Here is a 23,367-nt window from a genome sequence, read left to right on the forward strand (position 1 = left end):
GACCGTCGGAGCCGGCGAGCTTGCCGCCTCTCGAGGATCTCTTGGGCACCGTCTCGATCAGCGATTGCCACAAGAGGATGTCAGCTGGGCAGCGGGCCGCGGTCGACGAAACTGAACGTGTAGATCGGGTCGCCGTCGCCGACCTCCTGGACATAGAAGCTTTTACCATCCCACAGCAGGTAACCGCTGGAGTCGTTGTAGATGTAGTACGCCGGCCGGCCCTGGTCGTCCTTCTTCTCGGCGGGAATCAGCTCGAACTGTGTTCCCGGCCCGGTGAAACATTCGGACTGGGTCAGTTTCGCCGACTCCTCGGTGAGCCGGACACCGAGACACACCGGACGGCCGGGTGTCGACGCGGCCAGTGACTGGACCAGGAAGTCGACGCCGGCCGGGATCAGCGCGAACTCCGACTTCCGCCCGGTGCCGTCGCCGGCCTCGATCTCGGTGTAGTGCGACTCCATCGCCAGGTCCTGGTCGAGCTGCACGGAGTGAATCAGGGTCTTGCGTTTGCCGTTCCGGATGGCCTGCAGTTTCTCGAGCGGTGACAGCGACCGTGCCGACGGTCTCGGCGCCGGCCGGCTCGATGCGGCACTGCCCGAGGCGGGTTCACCGGAGGCGGTGCCGGCCAAGCCGGGCTTGGCGGCGACGGCACTGCTGGGGGACGTCGCGCCGGTGGTCGCCGGGCTGTCATCGCGCAGACCACGGATCGTCAGCCCGGCACCGGTCGCGGCGAGCACGGCGACCGCGGTGGCGATCACGGCGGCCTTACGCCCACGCTTCGCTGGGACCGGAACCGGCGCGTTCTCCGTCGCCGCGGCCGTGGCGGTGGCCGCCGCCGGACGTGACGCCTCGCCCGCCAACAGCAGATCCAGCAGCTCGCGGGCGGTCGGTCGAGCCTCCGGGTCCTTTGCCAGCGTCCATGCCACCGCGCCGCGCAGCGACTCCGGCACCCCGGTCAGATCCGGCTCACTGGTGAGGATGCGCATCGCCGTCCCGGCGGCCGAATCGGCGGCGAACGGGCTCCGGCCGGTCGCCGCGAACACCACCACGGCGCCCCAGGCGAAGATGTCAGCGGCCGGGGTGGCCGGCCGCCCATTGACCGGATCGAACCTTTCCGGCGCCATGTACGACACCGTGCCGACCATCTGATCGGTGCGGGTGTGCTGGCTGGTGGCTTCGAACGCCCGCGCGATCCCGAAGTCGATCACCTTGATGCCACCGCGAGCGAACAGTACGTTGCCCGGTTTCAGATCCCGATGGATCACCTCGGCCCCATGGATCGCGGTCAGCGCCGTGGCGATCCCGACGGCGACACCCTGCAGCGCCGCTCCGGACAGCGGCCCCCGCTCCCGCACCTCCACCGCCAGGCTCGGCCCGTCGACGTATTCCACCACCAGGTACGGCGGCTCATGATCGGGATCGGCGTCCAGCACTTCGGCGGTCGAGAACGACGGCACCTGCTTGGCCCGGTTCACCTCACTGCGGAACCGTCCCCGGAACTCGGTCTCGTGCGCAAACTCCGGCCGCACCATCTTGATCGCGACAAGCCGTCCACCGTCACTGTCCCGGCCCAGGTAGACAGTGCCCATGCCGCCTTCACCGAGCCGTCCGACCAGCTCGTAACGGCCGAGCCCGGCCGGGTCCCCGGGGCGCAGCGGCGTGCTCATTCGGATCTGTCCCCTTCCGCTTTCGCGCCCCGGGAGTCTACCCACGTGGATCGTCACGCTCCGGTGCCCGGTCCGGCCGCTCGAGGGGCAGCCGACGCCCTCCCATCGCCGGTTGAGGACGTCGCGCAGCTGCCGGGTGCCAGGTGACTACCGGTAGGACGGTTCGCCGGCGGCGCCACATGATCGCGTGTCGGCGGCTCGCAGAACGACGACCTGCCATCGGACAACGGACCCGCGCCGATAGCGTTGCGGACCTGACCTGACCTGAGCTCTGCTCGCCGCGGCCGAGATGGCGGACTCGATGTTCACCACGCCGCCGCACAGCACGATCGCGGCGCAGGTCATGGCCGATGAGCGCCGCCGCTTCGGAGCCAGCGCGCTGGACGAGGCTGGCCACACTGCACGCGGAACCCCTTCCGTACCGGCGCGTGCTGACGCCACAGGAGGGAGCAACCTGGCGCGCATCGCTGCGGCGGCGATGGGACGGGCAGGACGGCCGGTGGCATCCGATGCCGAGCTGACCCGTGACCGTTTCCCGCACCCGGGATTCAGCCCGGCGCGGCGTCGCGGCCCGCGAGCGAAGCGGACCGGGCGCCGAGCCACGGGACGGGGCTGCTGCGCCTGGTTCGTCGCCAGAGCGTAGGAAAGGGGGGTTTCTCAGAGGAGATCCACCATGACCGGCTCGCTGGTGCGGTAGCCGAACAGCCGGCGGCGGCGGACCCGCGCGGTCACCGTGATCCCGGTCCGCACCGTGCCACCGGCCGGGCTGCGCACCACCATGACGAACCGGTACGCCCCGGCCGCCGGCGTGTGCCGCCCCCGCCGGATCACCCAGGCCGGGTCGGCGCGCAGCGGACGCAACGCCTCGACCAGCAACTCCGTCCCCTGCCGCACCCGGGTCCGCTCCACCGACCCGAGCGACGCCTCCACCCCGAGCAGGCTCAGCTGCGGCCCGAACCGGAACCGGTCGGTGAGCTGGGCGGTGTCGGTGACCCGGTCCGGCGCCATCGACCAGGCGATCGCCTCGCCGGCGTCGCAGGTCAGCTCGACGCCCAGGGTGACCGACTCGAACGGCGCGTCGTCGTCCGCGATCACGGTCAGCGCGAGATGGGTGAGCCGGTAGGCGAACCCGTCCGCCCCGCCGGTCAGCGGGACCGCGAGCGGGCCGCCCAGGAACAGCCGCCCGGCCAGCTCACCCGGCGCGGGATCGCCCGGGCCACGCACGTCCAGGGGCTCGGGTACCAGGGTGATCGGTTGCTGGTCGAGGGGCGGCAGGGACAGCTCCGGCATGGTGACCTCCACTTTCACTGGCGGACGGCGCGTTTCTCACTGGCGGGCGGCGCGTTCGAACAGGTTGGCGGCCCGCAGCGGATCACCGTGCAGCCGGTGCATCTCGGCGGCCCGGGCCAGGTCCCCGGCAATCTCCAGGTCCAGCGCGTCGTCGCGCCAGGTGCGCCGCGGCGCACCGGAGTCCCGGGTGATCCGGCCCCAGCCGCGGCGCAGCGGCCGCAGCACGGCAGCGCCCTCCGCGCGGCGCGGGGCGGGACGGGCCGGTTTCTTCGGGGTGAGGCTGTCCAGCGTGGCGGTGACCGAGCCGGGCAGCTGCAGGTCGAACTCCGGCGGCTCGCCCACCCACAGCTCCCAGCTGGGCCGCCGCCGGGCCAGGTCGAAGCGGAGCACCGCGTCCGGCAGCACCACCACGGCGTGCCGGTCGTCGACCTCGAACAGCTCGGTGCGCGCCGCCGGTGGCAGCCGCGGGCTCATCCGGTGCCCGAGCGGCAGGTAGAGCAGGCCGGGCCCGGCGCAGACCAGCGGTGCGCCGACCGGCAGCCGGTCCAGCACACCGCCGGCCGCGGTCAGCAGGTGCCGGTCCCGGCCCGGCACCACGGTGGCCACCTCGGCCAGCGGGTGCCCGTCCAGCAGCAGCGGCAGGAACTCCAGATCCTGGTCGTCGAGCAGGATCGCGTCGACCCGCTGCGGGCCGGCCGTGCGGGTGGGCAGCACGTGCACCTCGGGCGCCTCGATGGCGGTGTGGTCGCCGGACAGCGGCGGGGAGACCAGCCGCGGGGCGTCGCGCAGCCGGGCCAGGCTGTCGCTGGGCGCGAACCCGGTGCCCGCCGGGGTGAGCCGCCAGCAGCCGAAGCTGGCGTCGGCGAGGACGTGCGCGTCGTCCTCGACCAGCGCGGCGAGGCGTTCGTCGGGGATCGGGGCGGCCAGGTCGTACTGGATGAGAACCTCGGCGTCGGCGCCGCCGGACCGGCATACCACGGTGAGCGGGCGGCGCATCAGCCCGGACAGGTAGGACGGTGGCAGGTGCCCGTGCGGCGCGCTCACCCGCACCTCGATCATGGCGGTCACCCCGGGAACCGCGTCGTCCGCCGGGAACAGCGGTCGCAGCGTCACCGGCCGGTGCCGCAGCTCCAATTCAAGATCAAGACCTCGGCGTACGGCGGACGCCACCTCCGCCCCGGGCATCAGCACCACTGCCTGCCGCAGCGGATGCCGGGTGGCCGGCTGCAGCCCGGCCAGGCGTACCACGGTCAGCGGCGGCACCGGCGTGAGCCCGGCCCGAGCCGGCCCGGTCCCCGGGCCGGAGTGGGCGGGCGGCGGGCCGAACCCGCGATCCCTGACGAACCGGTCACCGGTGTCCACCTGGGGCTGGCCGCCGGCCGCCAGCACCAGCTCCCGGCAGACCGCCAGGTCGACCGGTGCGGAGATCCAGAACGAGCGGCTCTCCCGGTGCGCCAGCACGGTGATCGTCTCGCGCGGGGTCAGGGCGAGCAACTCGCCGAGGAAGGCGAGCGCGCCGGCTGCCGTACCGAACCGGCCGGCGCTGCGCGGCTCCCGCGAGATCCCGGTCATCACTACCTCGTCTCCTGCTCGTAGGGCGGCAGCCCGGTGCCCAGGTGCTGCTGTGACCAGGCCGCCCAGCGGTCGGCGGCCCGGCGGCGACGCCCGCGCACCGACGCCGCGAAGATCAGCGCGGCCTGGTCGTAGCGGTGCGCGGCGGTGGCCAGGGCCACCGACCAGTCCTCGATGCGCTGGTCGGCGCGGGTCTCCCGGTTGGCGAGCGCGGCGGCGGCGGTGGCCAGCAGCGGGATCGCGGCCCGCAGGTCGCCGTCCTCGGCGACCCGGCAGCGGGCCAGCACCAGGTTGGCGGCGAGCGGGTCGGCGCCCCGCTCCCGGGCCATCTTGGCCAGCATGACCCGGGCCTGTTCCGGGTCGTTCAGCCGGTGCACGAGCAGCCAGGCGCCGTCCTCGTGCCGGCCGCCGGCCGCGTGCGCGGCGGCCGCCTCCCGCAACATGTCCAGCCGGGTGTAGAGGGCGGCCGCCTGGCGATAGGCGCCGGCCTCGTAGTAGCAGCGGGCCGCCTCGGCCGGCGCCTTCGCCGCCTCGTAGCACTGGGCGGCGTTCTCCAGCAGATCGCGCCTACTCACGCCGGCGGTCGTCCCGCTCGCGGACCGGCTCGGTCTCCCGCGGCGCCTGCTGCCGGTCGGCCGGCAGGGTCTCCGCGACGGCCGGCGCCTCCCGGGTGACCAGCGGGTTCGGGTCGACCACCCGGCCCACGTCGGCGGCGATCCGATCGTGCCGGGTGTCGTGGTCGGCGGCCCGCGGGCCACCCTCGGTCTCGTCCACGCTGAAGATCTCCACCTCACCGGTCTCGGTGCGATAGCGGAATCGGACCCGTACCCGCATGCCGTCCCCCTCAGGCGCCGATCTCGAACTGGATGTCGACGACGCCGTTCTCCTCGGTCATCACCAGGTTGGTGGCACCGCGTACCCGGGCGTACGCCATGATCGCGTCCCGGTACGCCTCGGCCAGCACGGCGTGGAACGCGGCCCGCCCGGCCGCGCCCACCTCGGTGATCAGCGCGGCGGCCTTGCGCCGCAGCTCCGCCGAGACCACCGCCCGGTCGTGGGCGAGCTTGGCGTCGGCCTCCTGCCCGGCGGCCGCCTCCAGGTCACCGCCGTGCTCGCGCTCGGCCGCCGCGTACGCCCGCAGCCGTTCCGTCTCCTCGGCCCGGTCCAGGTTCTCGGCGAGGTTCCGCCGGGCCTCCCGGCGGGCGTCGGCCGGGGTCAGCCGGCCCCACCCGTCGTCGTAGTAGACGCCCTCGCCGCTCGCCGACACCTCGGTGTCGATGGACCCGGACACCCGGGTCGCCGCCCGGCCGGTGGCCGCGATCCGGTCCCGCACCTGCGCGACGATCTCCAGCTCGCGCCGGTCCAGGTGGTACGCCACGTACCCGCCGTCCAGCTCCAGCCGGTACGTCTCCCCGTCCCGCCGCCACGCCGGGCTGCGTTCCAGCACCCGCTCCAGCGCGATCAGCGTCGGCCGGCCCAGCGACGCGCCGAGGTTCTCCGCGATCCGGGCCTCGCCGAGCACCTCCGCGCTGCGCTGGACCACCCGCTCCAGCTGCCGCTCCCACTCCTGCGCCAGGTGCCGGGTGGCGCTGACCTGGATCCGCCGTGGATTACACATTCCAGACGTCCTCTCCGGTGACCTGCTCGCGCAGCCGTTCCATGACCTCCCGCTGGGTACGCCCGATCTCGGCCAGCTCCATCGCGGCGTGCGGGTAGTGCGTCTGGGTCTCGTGCCGCAGCGCCCCCAGCCGGCGCATCACCTCGCGGTGCTCCTCGACCGACCGGACCTGCTCCAGTTGCAGCCGCAGGTGCCGCAGGTCGTACGTGATCTCCGGCAGGTCCCGCACATCGGCCGCGGTCCGGTCCAGCGGGATGCCCTGCGACTCGATGATCCGGCGGATCGACACCTCGTCCTGCGGGCTGCCCCACATGTGCACGATCGGCGCCAGGTCCTCCACGCTCGCCCGGGCCCGGCCGCCGAGCAGCGCGGAGGCGGCGATCGCCTTCTGCGACTTGACCGCCCGCCGGTCGGAGAAGTCGATGCCCTCCTCGCGGAACGCGTACAGCAGCTTGGTCAGCGGCTCCCGGACCGGGTCCAGGTCGATGCCGAGGATGGCCCGTTGCAGGGTGCGCAGCTGCTCCAGCGGGAACCGGCCGGTCGCCGCGGACGCGGCCGCCTGCTCACCGCGCCAGCCGAGCGCGAGCATGTGCTCGATGGCGTCCTCGGGCACGTAGTCGAGCCGGCAGCGGAACAGGAACCGGTCGCAGAACGCCTCCAGGACCGGGTCGTCGGGCATCTCGTTGGACGCGCCGAAGATGCTCAGCAGGTCGGTGCGGATGAAGTCGGCGCCGTTGTGGAAGACCCGCTCGTTCACGATGGTCAGCAGCGAGTTCAGGATGGCGCTGCTGCCCTGGAAGATCTCGTCGAGGAAGGCCAGCTTGGACTCCGGCAGCATGCCCGCCGTCTTCACCTGGTAGACGCCGTCCTCCTGGAACTTCTTCACGTCCACCGGGCCGAACAGCTCGGCCGGCTCGGTGAACTTGGTCAGCAGGTACTGGAAGCAGTGGGTGTCCAGCATGGCGGCGTACCGCTGCAGCAGCCCGGTCTTGGCGGTGCCGGGCGGCCCGATCAGCAGCGCGTGCTCCTGGCAGAGCGTGGCCAGCGCGACCACGTCGAGCACCTGGTCCCGGTCGGCGAACTCGTTCTTGATGTCCTCGACCCGCCGGACGAACGTCCGGGCCAGCAGCAGCAGGTCGCGGTCCAGCACGTCGGTCATGCGGGCTCCTCGGTAGACGGCGTCGCGCTCAGCACGATCATGCGGGGGCGGTGGCCGGGCCGGCGCGGCTGCGTCTGGTCCCGGTCCACGTCACGTTCCTGCGCGGCCCGCCGCTGCAGGCCGATCAGGGTGCCCAGCCGGTACGCGTCGGCCGGCACCGGCGGCTCGCCGACCAGCTCGTCGGCCCGCGCGTCCCGGAAGATCGACCGGATCTCGTCGCCGTTCATCTTCTCGGTGGCCCGGGCGATCCCGTCCAGCAGCTCGTCGCTGACCGGCACCTCGAAGTGGTCGGCGTGCACCCGGGCGATGTGCCGGCGGGCCGGCTCGTCGGGCAGGTCGATCCGGATCGGCTTGAACCGGCTGGGGCGCAGCAGCGCGTCGTCGATGATGTCGATCCGGTTGGTGGTGCCGATCACCACCACCGGCACCTCCGGGCGGAACCCGTCCATCTCGGTGAGCAGCTGCGCCACCATGGCGTTGCCGGCCCGGTTGCCGCCGTCGTCGCGGCCGCTGCGCCGGGACGCGATCGAGTCGAACTCGTCGAAGACGATCACGGCGGGGGCGTTCCGGCGGGCCTCGGCGAAGATCTCCCGGACCTTGCGCTCGCCCTCCCCGACGTACATGTCGGTGATCTCCGGGCCGGAGACGACCAGGATGGTGGCGTCGAAGGCGTTCGCTATCGCCTTGGCGAACAGCGTCTTCCCGGTGCCCGGCGGCCCGTGGAAGATGAACCCGCGGGGCACCAGGTCGTGCCGCATCCGCTCGGGCAGGTCGTCGGCGAACCGGATGATCTTCAGGGCGCGGTGCAGCTCCCGCTTGATGTCGTCGTAACCACCGATCGCGGTGAAGCTGACGTTCGGCACCTCGAAGGCACTGGAGGTGCGCGCCTTGAACGTGCGCAGCTCGGCGATCAGCACCTCGAACGTGGAGGTGGTGCCCCGGTGCTGGTGGTAGGCGTAGCGCAGGGCGTGCCGCAGCCGTACCGCGTTGAACCCGGCGATGTGCTTGTAGAGCGTCATCGGGTCGAACCCGCGGAACAGCGCCGCCTCGTCCCGGGTGACCAGGGCGGTCCCGGCCGGCACCCGGTCGCCGCTCTGGGTGCGCACCTCGCGCGGCAGGATGTCGATCGCCACCCGGACCGCGAACCGGTTGGCCAGCACCTCCGGGATCACCAGCGACGGGTCGGTGAAGGCGAGCAGCACGCAGCCACTGCGCTCGTAGAGCACGTCGGTCAGCTCCCGCGCCTCGGCGTTCAGGGTCGCGTCGCTGCCCCCGGCGAGCAGGTCGAGGTGCGGCACCACCACGACGTCGGCCGGTTTGGCGTCCCGGACCAGGGTCTGCAACCCGGCCAGCACCTGCTGCCGCCGGCTCGGTGCGATGCCCAGCACGTCGCTGGCCGGCTCGGTCGCCTCCACCGTGCGCACCCGCCGCCCGGCCCGCCCGGCGATCTCCGCGACCAGGTGCTCGACCAGCAGTTTCTCGCAGCGGATCAACACCGAGAGACCACTGTCCAGGTACGCCGCGGCCCGGGTGATCTCCAGGTCGTGGGCGATCAGCACGACCCGCCGATCGTCGAGCTCCGCCGGATGCCCGTCGTCGGCGAGCACCACGCCGGACGCCTTCGCCTCGGTGGGCTCCGCCTGCTGCGGAGCGGTAACGGTACGCCCGGCCACCTCGATCCCCGGCGGCCAGTACATCGCCCGGGCCGGGTCCGGATCCTCGATCAGCAGGTGCAGGCGGCTCACCCGGATCGTCAGGTCGGCCGGGGTGAGCGGCTCACCGACGAACGCCGGTTGCTCACGCAGCAGCTCACCGAGGGTCAGGCCGTCGTCGGCCAGCACGTGGGCGTCCTCGAAGCCGGCCCGGGCCAGCGGCACCACGACCAGTTCACGGCGGCGCGGCGTCATGTCAGGTTCCCTCCGTTCAGCGCCCGGGCCAGGGCCACGGCGCTCTGGTGGCCGTCCAGGAACGGCCGGGCGGCGAGCGGGCGGGCCGGGTCCGCGTCGATCGCGGCCAGCGGCGCCCAGTACCGGGCGGTGCTCGGGTCCGGCCGGTCGGCGCCGACCAGCCGGTCCCACTCGGCGGCGTGGCGCAACCGGGCCAGCACGTAGACGTCGATGACGAACGACCGGTGCGCGTGCCGGAACCGGTCCAGCAGTTCGCCCCGCCAGCGGCGCACCGCGGCGTCCGGGTGCGGGGCGGCCAGCACCCCGGCCAGCACCGCCGGCCCGCGCGGGCGGGACAGCAGCTCCGCCGCGGTGCCGACGGCCACGCCGTCGGTGCCGTCCGCCGGGCGGTGCAGCACCTGGGTGAGCGTGGCGGCCCGCAGCAGCGCGTCGATCAGGGCGGGTTCCAGCTGGAACGCGCTGACCGCGCCGCGACGCGGTTCGAGGACCGGCCGGAGTACGGCGTACCGGCACAACTGGTCGGTCCAGCCCCGCCCCGGCGTCTCGGCGGCCGCCTCGGCCAGCCGCAACGCCACCTTCCGATCGCCCCGGGCGCCGACCGCCGCCGCCAGCAGCAACGCGCCCAGCCCGAGCCGGCAGCCGTCGTCGCCGAGCCGCGACCGGCCCGCCCCGAGCCGGGCGCCGGTGTGCGCCGCCATGTCCCGCAGCCGCGCCAGCGTGCCGGGCTCCGGTGCGGCCAGACCCGTCGTCTCACCCATCCCGCCCAGCGGGGGCGGCCCGCTCGGCCGGCCGCACCAGACCAGCACCCGGTTCGCCGTCTCCAACGCCGTGGTCATCCGCTCACCCCGTACGGGATCAGCGCCAGCTCCCGTCCCCGGCGGGCGTAGAACCGCAGTGTCCACCCGCCGTCGTCGAGGTTGAGCAGCCCGGCCACCTGCCACGGCCGCCGGTACGTCCGCAGGTGCAGCTCCACGTCGGCGCTGGAGAGCCCGAACCGGTCGGTGGCCGGGAACAGGTGGGTGTGCCACCAGCCGAGCAGCCGGTCGCCGGGCCGCCGGGACAGCGCGTGGTTGGCCCGCAGGAAGCTCTCCGCGGTGAAGGTGAGCCGGACCGTGGAGGCGGCGGTGCGCTGCGCCGGCAGCACGTCGTCGATCAGCACCAGATGCCGCCCGGCCCGGCTGGTGTCCCGGCACAGCCGGCCGACCAGGAAGCCGCCCGACTCCACCTCGGTCGAGTGCGGCAGCTCCGCCGTCAGCTTCCGGTACGCCGCCCCGGCCAGCACCACCGCCAGGTCGTCACCGGCGTCCGGCGGCGCGCCCAGTCTCGTCCCGTCCGCCTCCGGCGCCTCCTCGTCGGGCAGCTCCTCGACCCGCGACATGGCCGGTTCCTCCGCGCCGGCCGCCGCCGCGATCAGCCGGGCGTCCGACGGCGACGGTTTCCGCGGCGCCTCCGGGATGCCGCTGATCCCGAACCCCCAGTGCGTCTCCTCCGGGGCGAGCCGGCTGAGCAGCGCCCGCAGTGGCCCGGTCATCAGCTCGCGCAGCGAGTGCAGGTGCTGGTAGAGCACCTTGCCGTCGCGGGTGATCCGGACGTGCACGTACCCGAAGGCACGTTGCAGGTTGACCACCGACGGCCGGCCGGAGGGCCGCTGATCGTCGTTGATCCGGTGGAAGGTGAGCTGGAACTCGGTGTCGTCGAGCCGCTGGCCGAGCATCCGCTCGAAGGCGGCCTGCAGCACGGCGAGCAGGTCTAGCCGGCCGACGCTGACGTAGTCGTCGGACCGGTAGATGTCCAGGCTCGGCTGCATCGGATCCCGATCAGTCCAGGGACTCGATGACATTCGGGTACTCCGGCTCGCGGACCCGCCGGGCCAGCGGCCGGCCGCCGACCGCCTCGATCGCCGCCTGGTTGCCGTGCGCCCAGGCGGCCGCCGTGGCATCGAAGAAGTTCGCCCGCACCTCGGCACCCTCCAGGGTCACGTCGCCGGTCGGCTGGAACAGGTCGTAGTTGCGGTACCCGGCGATCTCCACCAGGGTCTGGCACACCTCGCGCAGGTCCAGGCCCGGATACCAGCCCTCGGAGAGCATCCCGAGGCAGACCAGGCCCTGCGCGTTCGGCTCGGCGCGGGCCGCGTCGCTGTCATAGTTCGGGTAGACGTTCGGGTGGAAGACCGGGGACAGCCAGAACACCGTCGGCGCCTTCTCCGGGAACTCCGGGCCGAGCTGCATCAGCACCTCGTGGTGGTCGACCCGGACCGGCTCGCCGCCGGGCACCCGGGGCGGGCCGAAGCCGGGCTGCTCGAAGGCGAACTCGTACTCGGTGGGCAGGGTCGGCGAATTGGCGGCCACCACGAAACCCGGGTGGTTGCCGGCGTACCCGAGGATCTGCCGTTTCGCCCGGTACAGCGCGTCCTGCCGGTCCAGCGGGTTGACCACGCCGGCGGTGCCCTCGAACCCGATCCGGAAGCTGTCGCCGTCCCGGATCCCGGCCTCGTGCAGCGTCTGATCGGCGTCCAGCCGGTGCCGCTCGCCCTCCTCGTCGAGCCGGTCCACCACCGTCGGGCGTATCCCGGCGTCGCCCAGCGAGGTGTACTCCCGGACCACGTCACCGGCCAACCCGCCGACGGTCTGCTGGGCCGGCGCGTCGGTGACCCGGAACCGCGAGCCGTCCGGCCCCTGGAAGAACAGCTCCCGGAACAGGTAGTCCGGCTCACCCGGCGCGACCAGGATGAACGCCAGGTCGGTGGTGATCAGCCGGCGCCGGGCCGCGGCCACGTCCCCGGTGTTGATCCGGTAGGACGCCGCGGTGCCCGTCGACCACACCTCCTCCGGCCCCAGGCCCAGCGCCTCCAGCGTGCCGCGCACCCGGGCCAGGTCCTCCTCGGTACGGGCCCGGCAGATCACGTGGCACTGCCCGGGCACCGGCTTGGCCGTCGCCGGGAACGGCAGCACCGCCGCGGCCCGCGCCTTCAGTTTCGGCTCCAGCTCCGGGGCGTCCTCGCCGAACAGCCCGTACCGCTCGGCCAGCCGGACACAGAGCGCGTTCTCCCGGTACCGGCGCAGGGTGGCCACGATCAGGCTCCGGTACGGCGTCGCGATGATCCCGTTGGCCAGCTCGACGAAGATGTCCTCCCACCAGTCCTCCGGGGTGGACCCGGCCCAGTTCGGGATCCGCGCCCGCGGGAACCGGATCTGCTGGACCAGCCGCAGCGCGCTGCGCTCGTCGCTGAACACCCGGGCCAGCTCGTCGCGCAGGTCGTCCTGCTCGTCGGGGGTCAGCCGGGCCTCCGGCCCGGACATGCGGAAGCGTTCCGGCTCGCCGCTCAGCGCGCCAGGCGTACCCATGTGAAGCTCCCCTTCGGCGAACGGACGGTGACGATCTCCTCGGCCGGGACGCCGAGCTCGGCGAGCCGGGTCCGCGGTGGCCGGCCGCGCAGGTCCTGGCTGACCCGCAGCCGGACCGGGCCGCCGCAGGCCGGGCACGCGACACTGCCCGGGCCCTGACCGGCGTCCGGGATCCGCTCGGTGCCGCACCGCCGGCACCGGGTCGGTATCGCGAACGGCGCCCAGGACTGCGGCTCGGCGTCCGGCTCCCCGGTCACCGCGGTGCAGGCGGCGACCAGGTCGGCGACTGTCGACCGGGCGCTCACCGGGATCGGCTGGGCCCGGCCGAGCGGGCGGTGGTGCAGGCAGTCCGGGTCGCGGGACACCCGGACCGGGGCGGTGCCGCCGGTCAGCCCGTCGATCTCCAGGAACCGCCAGGCCGGCGGCACCCCGAAGAGGATCCGCAACGCCGCCTGGGTGAGCCAGCCGGCCACTATCGAGGTGGACACGATGGACGCCGGCCGGGCCCGCTCGCCGCGCGGGGCGTCACAGCCGATCCGGGCGTCCGGATCGGCCCGCTGCCGGGCGGTCAGCGCGCACGCGTAACAGGCGTCGGCGGCCGACAGCCGGATCCGCACCTCGCCACCCCACGGCGAGGTGCCGCCGTCGACCAGCGGCGCCTCGGCCAGCGCGCACCGGCCGAGCAGCTGCAACCGGCCCTGCCGGCTGTCCAGGCAGCCGAGCGTCACCGCGCCGGCCAGCTCGCCGAGCCCGGCGCCGCGCACCAGGTCGGCCGGGCGCTGCTCGACCTCGACGCCGGGCGCCAGCCGGGCCAGCGCCGCGGCGGCCGCCGCCACCTTGGGCCGGCCCACGTCCTCCGGGCCGAACAGCACGCAGCGGCTCAGGTTGGACGCGGCGACCACGTCCGGGTCGCAGAGGACCAGCCGGCCCACCCCGGCCAGGGCCAGGTTCTTCGCCGCCTCGTTGCCGAGCGCGCCGGCCCCGCAGATCACCACCGTCGCGGCGGCGAGGCGGTCCTGATCCCACTGCGGGACCAGGCGCTGCCGGGCGTACCGGTCCGGGGCGGTGCGGGCGGTCATCCGGCACCGAGCCGGGAGAAGGTGACCGGGCAGACCTTCAGCGCGCCGTCCGGCCGCCAGCTCTCCCAGCAGGTCAGTCCGGCCGCGGCGTCGCGGTGCACGGCCGCCGCGCAGCGCGGCGCGGCCGGCCGGCACGGGCAGATCACCACCCGCTCCTCGCGGCGCAGGGTGTGCGCGCAGAACAGGCAGCGGGCCCGGGGCATCCGGCCGCGCGGCGGCGCGAGCAGCGGGTTGCCGGCCGTCAGCGGGGTCACCGGCACGTCCGGCGCCGGGTGCCAGGCGGTCAGCAGCCCGTCGGCGAACGCCGCCGCGTCACCCTCTTTCGCCTCGCCGGCCGGCGGCTCGGCGCCCGGGCAGCCGGTGGCCGGCGCCAGGTGCGTCGGCCGGCCGCCCGCCTCGGCGAACCGCACCCGGTCACCGCGGCGGAAGGTGTGCCCGCACGCGTCGCAGAAGTTGTGGTTCCACCAGGAGGTGAGCACCGTCGTCGCCACGCCGGAGGCGGCCGTCTCGGTCGCCGGCGGCCGGAACGGCGCGCTCAGGCCGGCCACGAAGTCCGCCGGACCGGTCACCCGCACAGCATCTGCTCCGTCGGTCCGCCGCCGAGCTCGCGCAGCAGCGCCTCCAGCTCGGCCGGGCGCAGGGCGTCGCCGAGGATCCGCACACCGTCGTCGTCGCAGTCGATCCGCAGCCGGATCAGTCGCCCGTCCGGATGGTCGGCATACTCCTCGGCACTGATCAGATCGGGCAGTGACTCGACGAAGATGTTCTCGTGCACGGCAGCATCACCAACGCCCCGGAATAGACGCGCGGCAGTGGGGACACGCCCCACCGGCGAGCGTGACTGACAGTGTCTCCCACAGGCCTCGGGCTATCAATTCCCTGTCACAACCCGGACACCTGGTATTACGTCCCTCCGGGCCGAGCGCCCGTTCCACATACACGAATCGCAGACCCGCCTCGCGGCCGATCTCCCGCGCCCGGCGCAGGCTTTCCGGCGCCGTCGGATCCTGCCGCAGCATCCGGTATTCCGGCGTGAAACGCAGCAGATGCCACGGCATTGTTTGATCGATTTCGGCCAGCCGACCGGCGATCGCGCGAAGATCGGATTCCCGGTCGCTGATTCCCGGGATCAGCGGGGTGCTGATCTCCACCCACACCCCGGCCGCGCGCAGCCGCCGCACGGTGTCCAGCACCGGCCCCAGCGGCGCCCCGGTCAGGCGCCGGTGCGCCGCGTCGGTGGCCGCCTTGACGTCGATGTTCACCGCGGCCAGCACCGGCGCGACCAGATCCGCGCCGGCGGCGGTGAGGAAGCCGTTGCTCTTCCAGAGGATCGGCAGGTCGTGCGGCGCGGCCCGGTCGGCCAGCTCCAGGGTGAGCTCGACGGCCAGGCTCGGCTCCGAGTAGGACAGGCCGATCGCCGCCCGCTCCCGGTCCGCCCGGGCCACTATCGCCGCCGGCTCCGCCGCGGACCCGGTCCACGGTACGGCCGGATCCCGCCCGAACTGGGAAAGGCGGTAATTCAGGCAGTAGTTGCAGCGGAAACTGCACCCGGGACCGGCGACGGTCAGCACCTTCCGCCCCGGCCAGGCGTGGTAGAACGGCTTGCGCTCGATCGCGTCCAGATGCGCCACGGCCGGCGACCCGGCCGCCGTGCGCAGCACCCCGCCGTCGTTGCGGCGCACCGCGCACCGGCCGCTCTCGCCGGGCGCCAGCACACACTCGTGCGGGCACAGCTCGCACCGCACCCGGCCGTCCGGCAGCGCGGTGCCGAGCAGCGCCGGCTGCCAGAGCGGAAGCGGGATCACGGTCATCTCAGGCCACCGGCGCCAGCAGGACGGCGACCGCCGCGGCCAGCTCCTCGGAGCTGGGGTGCGGGCCGAGGTGGGCGTGGTACCGGCCGGCCGTGCCCCGCGGCGGCGGGTCGGCCGGCAGGTACGCGGAGAGCACCCGCAGCTGCGGCCCGGGCACCACCTGCTGGTCGCGGATCAGGTGGTGCTGGGTGAGCAGGGCGGTCACCGGCGGCCGCTGGGCGGTAGCGGTGGCCAGCGCCCGGGCCAGGTCCGGCGGGCGCAGCGTACGGGTGGTCCACAGCGCCGTGAGATCGGTGGGCTCGTCCAGGCTCACCGCGTGCTCGGGGCGGTCCAGGCAGACCAGCATCGGCGCCCGGCCGGACTCCCACAGCGTGGTCGCCACGACGTGCCCGGCGGTCCGCAGCACCGTCTCCACCGGCCCGAACGTGGCCGGCGTGGTGTCCAGGACGATCGTCACGCTGGGCAGCACCGGGTCGGCGTCGTCCTCGTGCAGCCGGTAGAGCAGCTCCTGCCGGGCGTACCGGATCGCGAACGGCTCGCGGGGCAGCGCCAGCTGGGTGGGCAGCAGGTGCGGCAGCCGGCCCCGGCGGCTGATCCCGTCCGTGGTGGGTGAGTAGACCCGCAGCCCGGCCCGCGACCGGCTGTTGCGGCGCGGGTGCCGGACCATCTCCGCGAGCAGCAGCCGCTGCCGGCGCCCCAGCTCGGGAAACGCGGACGCCCGGTGCCGCAGCCGGACCGCGAGCGTGGGGTCGGCGGCCACCGCGTTCTCGCCGAGCACCGCGAGCAGGCTGAGCAGCTGCTCGTCGACGCCGTGCGCGGCAGCGGCCAGCGCCGGGTAGGGGACCGGCGGCGCCTGGTGCGGGGCCGGCCCGGACCAGAGCGCGGCGAGCAGCGTCTCCAGCCGCTCGGCGGTGCCGCCGGCCGGCGGGACGAACGCCGGGTCGGCGGGCAGGTCGGCGAGCAGCAGCGCGGCCAGGCCGACCCGGCCCGGCGTGGACCAGTGCAGGTCACGCAGCCGGGCGAGGCCCTGCGACTCGGCGATCGGAGCCAGGGCCGGGTCGGCCACGCGGCCACCGCCGGTCAGCGTGACCAGGTCGGCGAGCAGGCTCAGCGGCGGGTTGAGGTCGTACTCGCTGAGCACCGACAGGCCCACGGCACAGGCCCGCAGGCGGACGTTCACCGGTTCCGCCTCGTCGAACTCCTGCTCGGCGGCCGGGCGCGCACCGGTCACCGCCAGTTTCCACTCCAGGACCTGGCGCGTCACGCCGCCCGCGACGACGGTCACGGTGCCGTCCGGTGCGGCGAGCGCGGCCACGGAGTACAGCGAGGAACTGCCGTCGAGCTGGACCAGGTGCTGGCCGGAGCCGGGATCCCACACCTCGCCGCCGGGGTTCTCCCCGCAGCTGATCAGCAGCGGCGTGGCGCCCACGGTGACCATGGCCAGGTCGTGGATCGGCGCGCCGTCGTTGACCGTGTGCCGGATGCCGCCGGTGCGGGCGTAGGAGATCCGGATGTCGCCGTCGATGCCGCCGCTGGCGACGACGGGCCGCCCGTCCGGCAGCACGGCCATCGCCACCGCGGAGACCGGGCCGCGGTGACCGCGGAGGTTGGCCACCAGCTCGCCGTTCTCCGCGTTGGTCACCCGGACCGCGCCGTCGGTCCCGCCGGTCGCGATCAGGTCGGCCCCGTCCGTCATGGCCTGGTAGGCGACCGTGAGGATCGGGCTGCCGTGCACCCCGGCCCGGACCCAGGTCTGCGCGAACATCGGGCCGTCGAACACCGCCAGGACGCCCCCGCGCCCCCCGACCACCAGCCGCGGCCGGTCACCGGACCCGTTCGCCAGCGTCAACGCCGTCGCCTGGGCCGGCGGCTCGTCGGCGGGATCGAAACTCCACCCGGGTGTGGGATCCGTGAGGTCGAGGGTCAGGATGCTGCCGTCCCAGTCCCCGTCCAGGGCCAGGGCGATCGCGGTGCCGCGCAACGGGGCGGCGGCGAGCATCGGCGAACTGACGACGTCCAGCTCGTGGTAGCGCGTCGGGCGGCCGCGGCGCATCGCGGCGAGCTCCCAGCCGGTCCCGTTCTGCCAGGTCGCGACGGTGACCGGATCGCCCCGCTCGTCCGGGGCCAGGGCCACCGTCTGCGGGAACAGCCGGCCCTGCGGCTCGGTCACCATGTCCCGGCCCGCGTGCACGCTCGACGCTCGGGTGGCGGCGACGGCCACGATCGGGACGCCCGCCTCGAAACCGGCCGCGCCGGTCACGACCGGTGCCGCGGCGGCCGGTGCGGGGCGGGCGGCGGCGCCGGCCAGCACCCAGGCCCGGATCTGGCCGGTCGGCGCGCCACCCACCAGCAGCACCCGCCCGTCGGCCAGGGTCGCGACGGCCAGCGCGTCCGCCGGATGCGGCCACCCCGGATCCTGGATCTTCTTGATCAGCGCGCCGGTCAGCGCGTTGTGGATCATGATGTCGTTGTCCGAGCCGGACGAGACCAGCACGGGCACCTGACCCAGCACCGTGAAGCACAGCGCGCGCACCCAGCCGACGTGCGGGCGCAGCGGAGCGATCTCCCGTCCCTCGGTGTCGACCAGCGACAGCGACCCGCTGCCGTCGCCCGAGGCGATCACCGTCCCCCGGCCGGGCAGGTCGGTGACCGCCAGCGAGGTCACCCAGGACCGGTGGTGGACCAGCACCCGGCGCTGGCGGCCGGTCTCCGGGCTCCAGGTCCGGACCGTCTGGTCGTTGCCCGCGGAGACCAGGACCTCGTGCCACTCGTCCTCGCGGTAGAACGCCAGCCCGCGCACCCCGCCGCTGTGCGCCTGCCAGCTGCGGCCGGACTCCGGGTCGATGACGAGCCCGTCCTTGACGCCGATCGCGAGCAGGCCGAAGCTGCTGCGGGCCATCGCCTGGATTCCCTCGACATGCGAGGCCAGGTCGCCGACCGCGGTCGGCCCCTGGCGTATCCCCGAGGCGACGAACTGCCATTCCAGCAGAACGCCCTCCGCGTCGGCGGAACACAACACCTCGTCGCCGGGGTCGCTGCCAGGACCGAAGACGAGCGCCCGGACCTGGGCCTTGTGCTGATCCGACAGGGTCGCCACGACGTCCCCGGTGGTCAGGTCGTGGATGCGGACCCAGCTCTCCTTGCCGCCGGAGGCGAGAATCGGCCGGCCGTCCGGCAGGGTCCCGGTGGCCAGCGCCAGTACCGAGCCCGCGTGCCGCACGAAGTCGGCGTGCACCGGTACGTTCGCCCCGTCGGAGGACGTCGTCCCCTTGGCGGCCGGGTTGCCGCTGCGGCCGACGCTGCGGGCGTGTGCGACAGTCCAGGCGCGCAGGCCGGCCCCGCCGCCACCGGTCCCGGCCGCGCTCACCCGGCGGACCCGTCGTACACCAGCAGGTCCTGCCCCAGCGAACGGCAACCGGCATCGGTCAGCACCAGCTCGCGGACCGCGACCCGAGCGGCCCCGGCCAGGGATTTCGCGTCCGGCAGCGCGGCGTACAGCTCGCGCGCGAACCGCACCGCGCACCCGTCGTCCAGCTCCAGCCGGTGCGCCACCACCTCGTCCGCGTGCCCGCGCAGCAGCTCCGCCGCCACCTCGCCGAAGCAGCAGTTCAGCACGATCCCGCGCAACCGCAGATCAAGATCTTCGCGGTACGCCGCGAGCGCCTCCGCGAGATCCGCCGCGGACACCGTCTCCGGCTTGCCGTCGCCGCCCTCGAAGACCAGCCGGCCGCCGTCCCCGTGGCAGCTCAGGTGCAGGATGTCCGGTCGCTCGACGCGCACCGCGGTCAGGTCGCCGGCGGCCGCCGCGGTCCGGTGCCGCAGCTCGAACGGCCCGCTCAGCTCCCGGATCGCCCGCAGCTCCCGGTCGGCGCGCAGCCGCCGCGTCCCGTCCGGGCTGCTGCCCACGAAGAGCACCGTCCACCGCCCGGCGCCGAGCACACCGTTGTGCGGATACACCGCGAGCGCGGCGCCGAGAATGCTGCGCCGGCCGTCCGGAATCATCCCGTCGGCGATCGCGTCGTCGACGGCGGACCAGTATTCGAACGGCGTGATACCGGCCGTGGCCGGCAGCAGCGTGCCGCTGATTCCGGCATGGCGAAGGAGTTTCGCGGTCAGCGGCCGGCCGGGCGGAAAAAGGCGGGACAATTCTTCGAGTTCGCGGTCACTGAGCCGAGTGGGCATGTTGGTTCCCCGGAGGTAATCGAGGGACACAGGCTAGCCACTGGACTACCGGCGGTGAATCCTCCGGAGGGCCTACTGATTCCGGGTATTTCGCAATGATCATCGTTAATGATCAACGGCGCCCCCGGGGTTACATTGAGGATCGTCTCGCCCTGCTCCAGCGACGAAACTCCTCTCCAGCGAAGAAGAAGGAGAACCGCATCGTGACCCCGGATCAGATGACGGTGCTGCGGCTGCTCTGCGACACCGTGGTTCCCCCGATCGACAACCCCGACGACGCCGACGGCTTCTGGGCGCGCCGCGCCACCGACCTCGGGGTCGACCAGGCGCTGCTCGTCACCCTCCCGCCGGAGCAGCTGCCGCTGATCGCCGACCTGCTCGACGACCTCGCCGCGCAGGGCTTCCTGACCGCCGCCCAGGCCGGGCGGGAGCAGATCCTGGCCGCCCTGGCCGACGCCGTCGCCCCGCTCACCGCGGCGATCCTGCTGCTGTACTACGGCCTGACCGACGCGCACGGCACCAATCCCAACTGGGCCCGCCTCGGCTATCCCGGCCCGGCCGCCCCGGTCCCGCCGGCCGAGTCACCCGCGATCACCCCGCTGCGCCCGGACGGCGACCTCGACCTGCGGGCCGACGTCGTGGTGATCGGCTCCGGCGCCGGCGGTGGCCTGATCGCCGGCCGGCTCGCCGCCACCGGCGCCCGGGTGGTGGTCCTGGAGGCCGGCCGGTACCGCACCGAGGCCGACTTCCACCAGCTCGAGCTGCTGGCGTACCGGAACTCCTACCGGCGGGGCGGACCGACCCCGACCGGCGACCTCAACGTCACCCTGATGGCCGGGGCCGGGCTCGGCGGCGGCACCGTGATCAACTGGACGAACTGCATCCGCACCACCGACCGGGTCCGCCGGCAGTGGGCCGAGCACGGTCTCACCGACCTGACCACCCCCGCCTACGACAAGCACCTCGACCTGGTCTGGCGGGAGCTGTCGGTGAACGACCGCTGCTCGGAGTTCAACGGCCCGCACGAGGCGATGCACCGCGGGGCGGAGGCGCTCGGCTGGTCGTTCGCCACCGCGTTCCGCAACTGGGACGAGAAGCGGCACGACACGCTGATCGCCGGGCACCTCGGCTTCGGTGACCCGTCCGGCGCGAAACGGTCGACGCTCAAGGTCTACCTGGAGCCGGCCGTCACCGAGCACGGCGCCCGGGTCGTCGACGGCTGCCGGGTCGACCGGATCTTCACCGAGCACGGCCGCGCGGCCGGCGTGGTCGGCCACTGGACCAGCGAGGACGGCACCGAGTCGGGCAACGTCCGGGTGATCGCGCCCACCGTCGTGCTCGCCGCCGGTTCGCTGGACTCGCCCGGCGTGCTGCTGCGCTCCGGGATCGGCGGCCCGGCGGCCGGGCGATACCTGCGGCTGCACCCGTGCACCGTCACCCTCGGCGACTACGGCACCGACATGCGGGGCTGGTCGGGTCCGCCGCAGGCGGCGCTGGTCGACGAGTTCGCGGCGGTCGAGGACGGTTACGGCTTCCTGATGGAGAGCGTGCAGTACACCACGGGGCTGGGCGCGTCGGCGCTGCCGTACACCACCGGCGCCGAGCACAAGCGGGCGATGGCCGACTACAAGAACTTCGTCTCGTTCATCGGCCTGGTCCGTGACCGAGGGCACGGCCGGGTCACCGTCGACGACTCCGGTGAGACCACCGCCTGGTACTCCGTCGACGACGAGCTGGACCGGCGCAACTCGCAGCGGGCCATCGAGGCCCAGATCCGCCTGCACCACGCCGCCGGCGCGCGGGGTGTCCGGGTGCTCGCCCGCGGCCTGGCTCCCTGGGACGCCGCGTCCGGCGAGGACCTGGCGGCCTACGTCGCCCGGGCCCGCGAGATCCCGCTGCGGGCCGGCGGCGCCGTGCTGTTCTCCGCACACCAGATGGGCAGCTGCCGGATGGGCGACGACCCGGCCACCAGCGTCGCCGACCCGCGCGGCGAGCTGCACGACACCCCGGGCGTGTGGATCGGCGACGCGTCGGCGTTCCCCACCGCCTCCGGCACCAACCCGATGATCACCATCATGGCCCTGGCCTCCCGCACCGCCGAACACATCACCAACACCTGACCCGCTCGCGGTGCGCTTCGAGTGGCCACTCGCTTCCGGGGCTGGCTTTCGAGGGCGCCGCTGGCTTCCGTGGCATCGCTTGCTTCCGTGGGCGCCGCTTGCTTCCGTGGGTGCCGCTTGCTTTCGAGGGCGCCCCAAGCTGGCTGGTGCCCACGGGCCGCGCCCGGGTCATTGCTGTCACGGCCGCTCGCGGCCATCCTCACCCGGACGGTCGAATTCATCATTTACGCAGGTCCGCTGGGGTACGGATCGCATGCTCCCGCGCGGGCCGGGCGGGCTGATCTGGCCGCTGCGCGTCCATGGCGATCAGCCCGCCCTGCACTGTCCGCGGGTGGTTCCACAAACCCGCGCCAGGCACTCGCTCGTCCGACCGCGTCAGCGGTCGAGGTCGAGGCAGGTTCGCTCGTCGGGAAGCAGTGGGCGGGCGACCACCGCGAAGATCTTGTCGTCGCTGCGCCATCGGGACCTGTCCTGGGACGTCCTTCCGAGAGGTACCGCCTCACGGGTCACCGTGCACAGGCCCTGCCGGGTGCTGGTGCCCTGGCTCAGCGGGCCCAGGGGCCAGGCGCGCACCGCCCCCGCGTCGCCGACGCCGTCGATGGCGAGCAGCGCGACCGCCGACGGCCGGTAGGCGGACGCGTCCGGCGGCGTGGCCGGCAGCGAACTGACGAACGCGTTGATCCGAGCGCGATCCCCACCGCCCGCCTCGGACGCGGTGACCCGGGTGGTCCGCGCGCCGTCCGGGGTGGCCAGCGTGATGGTCAGCTGTGCCGAGTCGGTCTGCGACTGTTCGTTGATGTCGCCGGCCCGGTCGAGGCCGGCACCGTAGGCGCGGTCCAGCAGGTCCCGGTAGTCCGCCGGGGACAGCCGGTACTCCCGGGCGGTGCGCATCGCGTCGCCGTCCCCGGCCGGGACGACGACCCGCCCGCCGCCGTAGAGCGAGAACCGCGGTACCTGCCCACGGCCCCCGGGCCGGGGGCTGCTCGGGTACTCCGCCACCCGCAGCACGAGGGTGTCCGGGTCGGCGGGGAGGTCATCCGGCGCCGCCCGGCCACCGCAGGCGGCGGTGGTGGCGACCAGGAGGACGGCGAGGGCAGCGATCCGCGCGCGGGACGCGGCAGGTCGGATGCCGGTGGGTACGTCGAGGACAGCGATCCGCACGCCGGGTGGGACGGTGGCCGGCGGCCCGGGGTTCCCCGGCGGGTATCCGTTCCGGGACACGATCACCTACGTCGCTCGGGTTCCCGCTCTACCTGCCGGTGCCGGGGTGGTGCGCGGCCCCCACGATGACGGTGAACGAGTCGGTCTCGGTCGATTCGGCGCGCTCACCTTCTCGCCGGCGATCACCGAGAACTGCACGCGAACCGGCGGTTCGGCGACCTGGCCGACCCGCGAGGCGCGTCCCGAGCCGCGTGGAACTACGGGCACACCACCGTGAGCGCCAGCCCATGGGTGTGGCCGGGCCCGGCTGGTCGTGGCGGTGGTCTCAACGCTCCTGATACCACCGTGGGTGCCAGCCAGTGGGTGTGGCTGGTCGTGGCGGTGGTCTCAACGCTTCTGACACCACCGTGGGTGCCAGCCGGTGGGTGGGGCTGGGCGCGGCTGGTCCTCACGGTGG

Annotated in this window: 19 protein-coding genes; 1 reads left to right on the top strand and 18 read right to left on the bottom strand. The window is 73.9% G+C overall.

Annotated features, from left to right (window positions below; translation table 11 throughout):
* Positions 1-80 precede the first annotated feature (80 nt).
* The 17 genes from Actob_RS15295 to Actob_RS15375 form a co-directional block, all read right to left on the bottom strand.
* Positions 81-1,667, bottom strand: a complete 1,587-nt coding sequence (locus Actob_RS15295; RefSeq protein WP_284920846.1) for a serine/threonine protein kinase — start codon at positions 1,665-1,667, stop codon at positions 81-83.
* A 657-nt stretch (positions 1,668-2,324) separates the two neighbouring features.
* Positions 2,325-2,957 (bottom strand): hypothetical protein, encoded by a 633-nt coding sequence (locus Actob_RS15300; protein ID WP_284920847.1) that lies wholly within the window; start codon positions 2,955-2,957, stop codon positions 2,325-2,327.
* 36 nt (positions 2,958-2,993) lie between these two features.
* Positions 2,994-4,529, bottom strand: a complete 1,536-nt coding sequence (locus Actob_RS15305; RefSeq protein ID WP_284920848.1) for a hypothetical protein — start codon at positions 4,527-4,529, stop codon at positions 2,994-2,996.
* 2 nt (positions 4,530-4,531) lie between these two features.
* Positions 4,532-5,104 (bottom strand): hypothetical protein, encoded by a 573-nt coding sequence (locus Actob_RS15310; RefSeq protein ID WP_284920849.1) that lies wholly within the window; start codon positions 5,102-5,104, stop codon positions 4,532-4,534.
* Positions 5,097-5,363 (bottom strand): hypothetical protein, encoded by a 267-nt coding sequence (locus Actob_RS15315; RefSeq protein ID WP_284920850.1) that lies wholly within the window; start codon positions 5,361-5,363, stop codon positions 5,097-5,099. Before Actob_RS15315 ends, Actob_RS15310 begins: the two co-directional genes overlap by 8 nt.
* Positions 5,364-5,373: 10 nt before the next feature.
* Positions 5,374-6,147, bottom strand: coding sequence for a molecular chaperone DnaJ (locus Actob_RS15320; RefSeq protein WP_284920851.1), 774 nt, complete (start codon positions 6,145-6,147; stop codon positions 5,374-5,376).
* On the bottom strand, positions 6,140-7,306 hold the full coding sequence (locus Actob_RS15325; protein ID WP_284920852.1) for an AAA family ATPase: 1,167 nt from the start codon (positions 7,304-7,306) through the stop codon (positions 6,140-6,142). Before Actob_RS15325 ends, Actob_RS15320 begins: the two co-directional genes overlap by 8 nt.
* The gene (locus tag Actob_RS15330) at positions 7,303-9,213 is read right to left on the bottom strand and encodes an ATP-binding protein (RefSeq protein WP_284920853.1); all 1,911 of its coding nucleotides are present in this window, start codon (positions 9,211-9,213) and stop codon (positions 7,303-7,305) included. The genes Actob_RS15325 and Actob_RS15330 overlap by 4 nt, the downstream gene beginning before the upstream one ends.
* Positions 9,210-10,049 (bottom strand): hypothetical protein, encoded by an 840-nt coding sequence (locus tag Actob_RS15335; RefSeq protein ID WP_284920854.1) that lies wholly within the window; start codon positions 10,047-10,049, stop codon positions 9,210-9,212. Before Actob_RS15335 ends, Actob_RS15330 begins: the two co-directional genes overlap by 4 nt.
* Entirely contained in the window at positions 10,046-11,020 is a 975-nt protein-coding gene (locus tag Actob_RS15340; RefSeq protein ID WP_284920855.1) for a JAB N-terminal domain-containing protein, read from the bottom strand. Before Actob_RS15340 ends, Actob_RS15335 begins: the two co-directional genes overlap by 4 nt.
* A gap of 10 nt (positions 11,021-11,030) precedes the next feature.
* A complete protein-coding gene (locus tag Actob_RS15345; RefSeq protein ID WP_284920856.1) occupies positions 11,031-12,557 on the bottom strand; it encodes an effector-associated domain EAD1-containing protein in 1,527 nt (508 codons plus the stop codon).
* Entirely contained in the window at positions 12,536-13,636 is a 1,101-nt protein-coding gene (locus Actob_RS15350) for a HesA/MoeB/ThiF family protein (protein WP_284920857.1), read from the bottom strand. The genes Actob_RS15345 and Actob_RS15350 overlap by 22 nt, the downstream gene beginning before the upstream one ends.
* Entirely contained in the window at positions 13,633-14,205 is a 573-nt protein-coding gene (locus Actob_RS15355; protein ID WP_284920858.1) for a hypothetical protein, read from the bottom strand. Before Actob_RS15355 ends, Actob_RS15350 begins: the two co-directional genes overlap by 4 nt.
* The gene (locus Actob_RS15360) at positions 14,202-14,411 is read right to left on the bottom strand and encodes a radical SAM-modified peptide, FtsH ternary system-associated (protein ID WP_284920859.1); all 210 of its coding nucleotides are present in this window, start codon (positions 14,409-14,411) and stop codon (positions 14,202-14,204) included. Before Actob_RS15360 ends, Actob_RS15355 begins: the two co-directional genes overlap by 4 nt.
* A gap of 7 nt (positions 14,412-14,418) precedes the next feature.
* Positions 14,419-15,447, bottom strand: a complete 1,029-nt coding sequence (locus tag Actob_RS15365) for a radical SAM protein (protein ID WP_284920860.1) — start codon at positions 15,445-15,447, stop codon at positions 14,419-14,421.
* A gap of 1 nt (position 15,448) precedes the next feature.
* The gene (locus Actob_RS15370) at positions 15,449-18,814 is read right to left on the bottom strand and encodes a WD40 repeat domain-containing protein (RefSeq protein ID WP_284920861.1); all 3,366 of its coding nucleotides are present in this window, start codon (positions 18,812-18,814) and stop codon (positions 15,449-15,451) included.
* Positions 18,811-19,629 carry a CHAT domain-containing protein gene (locus tag Actob_RS15375; protein ID WP_284920862.1) on the bottom strand — a complete coding sequence of 273 codons (819 nt, stop codon included), beginning with the start codon at positions 19,627-19,629 and terminating at the stop codon, positions 18,811-18,813. The genes Actob_RS15370 and Actob_RS15375 overlap by 4 nt, the downstream gene beginning before the upstream one ends.
* 203 nt (positions 19,630-19,832) lie before the next feature.
* Here Actob_RS15375 and Actob_RS15380 point away from each other — a divergent pair, with 203 nt between their 5' ends.
* Complete coding sequence (locus Actob_RS15380) at positions 19,833-21,749, top strand: GMC family oxidoreductase N-terminal domain-containing protein (protein ID WP_284920863.1); 1,917 nt, start codon at positions 19,833-19,835, stop codon at positions 21,747-21,749.
* Positions 21,750-22,124: 375 nt separating this feature from the next.
* Here the strand turns inward: Actob_RS15380 and Actob_RS15385 are convergent, their stop codons facing one another.
* Positions 22,125-22,910, bottom strand: coding sequence for a hypothetical protein (locus Actob_RS15385; protein ID WP_284920864.1), 786 nt, complete (start codon positions 22,908-22,910; stop codon positions 22,125-22,127).
* Between the last annotated feature and the right edge of the window lie 457 nt (positions 22,911-23,367).

The organism is Actinoplanes oblitus, from assembly GCF_030252345.1.
GTDB lineage: Bacteria > Actinomycetota > Actinomycetes > Mycobacteriales > Micromonosporaceae > Actinoplanes > Actinoplanes oblitus.

Coding starts and splice junctions, on each gene's coding strand:
- Actob_RS15295 (WP_284920846.1), bottom strand. CDS start 1,667: ATGAGCACGCCGCTGCGCCCCGGGGACCCGGCCGGGCTCGGCCGTTAC.
- Actob_RS15300 (WP_284920847.1), bottom strand. CDS start 2,957: ATGCCGGAGCTGTCCCTGCCGCCCCTCGACCAGCAACCGATCACCCTG.
- Actob_RS15305 (WP_284920848.1), bottom strand. CDS start 4,529: ATGACCGGGATCTCGCGGGAGCCGCGCAGCGCCGGCCGGTTCGGTACG.
- Actob_RS15315 (WP_284920850.1), bottom strand. CDS start 5,363: ATGCGGGTACGGGTCCGATTCCGCTATCGCACCGAGACCGGTGAGGTG.
- Actob_RS15320 (WP_284920851.1), bottom strand. CDS start 6,147: ATGTGTAATCCACGGCGGATCCAGGTCAGCGCCACCCGGCACCTGGCG.
- Actob_RS15325 (WP_284920852.1), bottom strand. CDS start 7,306: ATGACCGACGTGCTGGACCGCGACCTGCTGCTGCTGGCCCGGACGTTC.
- Actob_RS15330 (WP_284920853.1), bottom strand. CDS start 9,213: ATGACGCCGCGCCGCCGTGAACTGGTCGTGGTGCCGCTGGCCCGGGCC.
- Actob_RS15335 (WP_284920854.1), bottom strand. CDS start 10,049: ATGACCACGGCGTTGGAGACGGCGAACCGGGTGCTGGTCTGGTGCGGC.
- Actob_RS15340 (WP_284920855.1), bottom strand. CDS start 11,020: ATGCAGCCGAGCCTGGACATCTACCGGTCCGACGACTACGTCAGCGTC.
- Actob_RS15345 (WP_284920856.1), bottom strand. CDS start 12,557: ATGGGTACGCCTGGCGCGCTGAGCGGCGAGCCGGAACGCTTCCGCATG.
- Actob_RS15350 (WP_284920857.1), bottom strand. CDS start 13,636: ATGACCGCCCGCACCGCCCCGGACCGGTACGCCCGGCAGCGCCTGGTC.
- Actob_RS15365 (WP_284920860.1), bottom strand. CDS start 15,447: ATGACCGTGATCCCGCTTCCGCTCTGGCAGCCGGCGCTGCTCGGCACC.
- Actob_RS15375 (WP_284920862.1), bottom strand. CDS start 19,629: ATGCCCACTCGGCTCAGTGACCGCGAACTCGAAGAATTGTCCCGCCTT.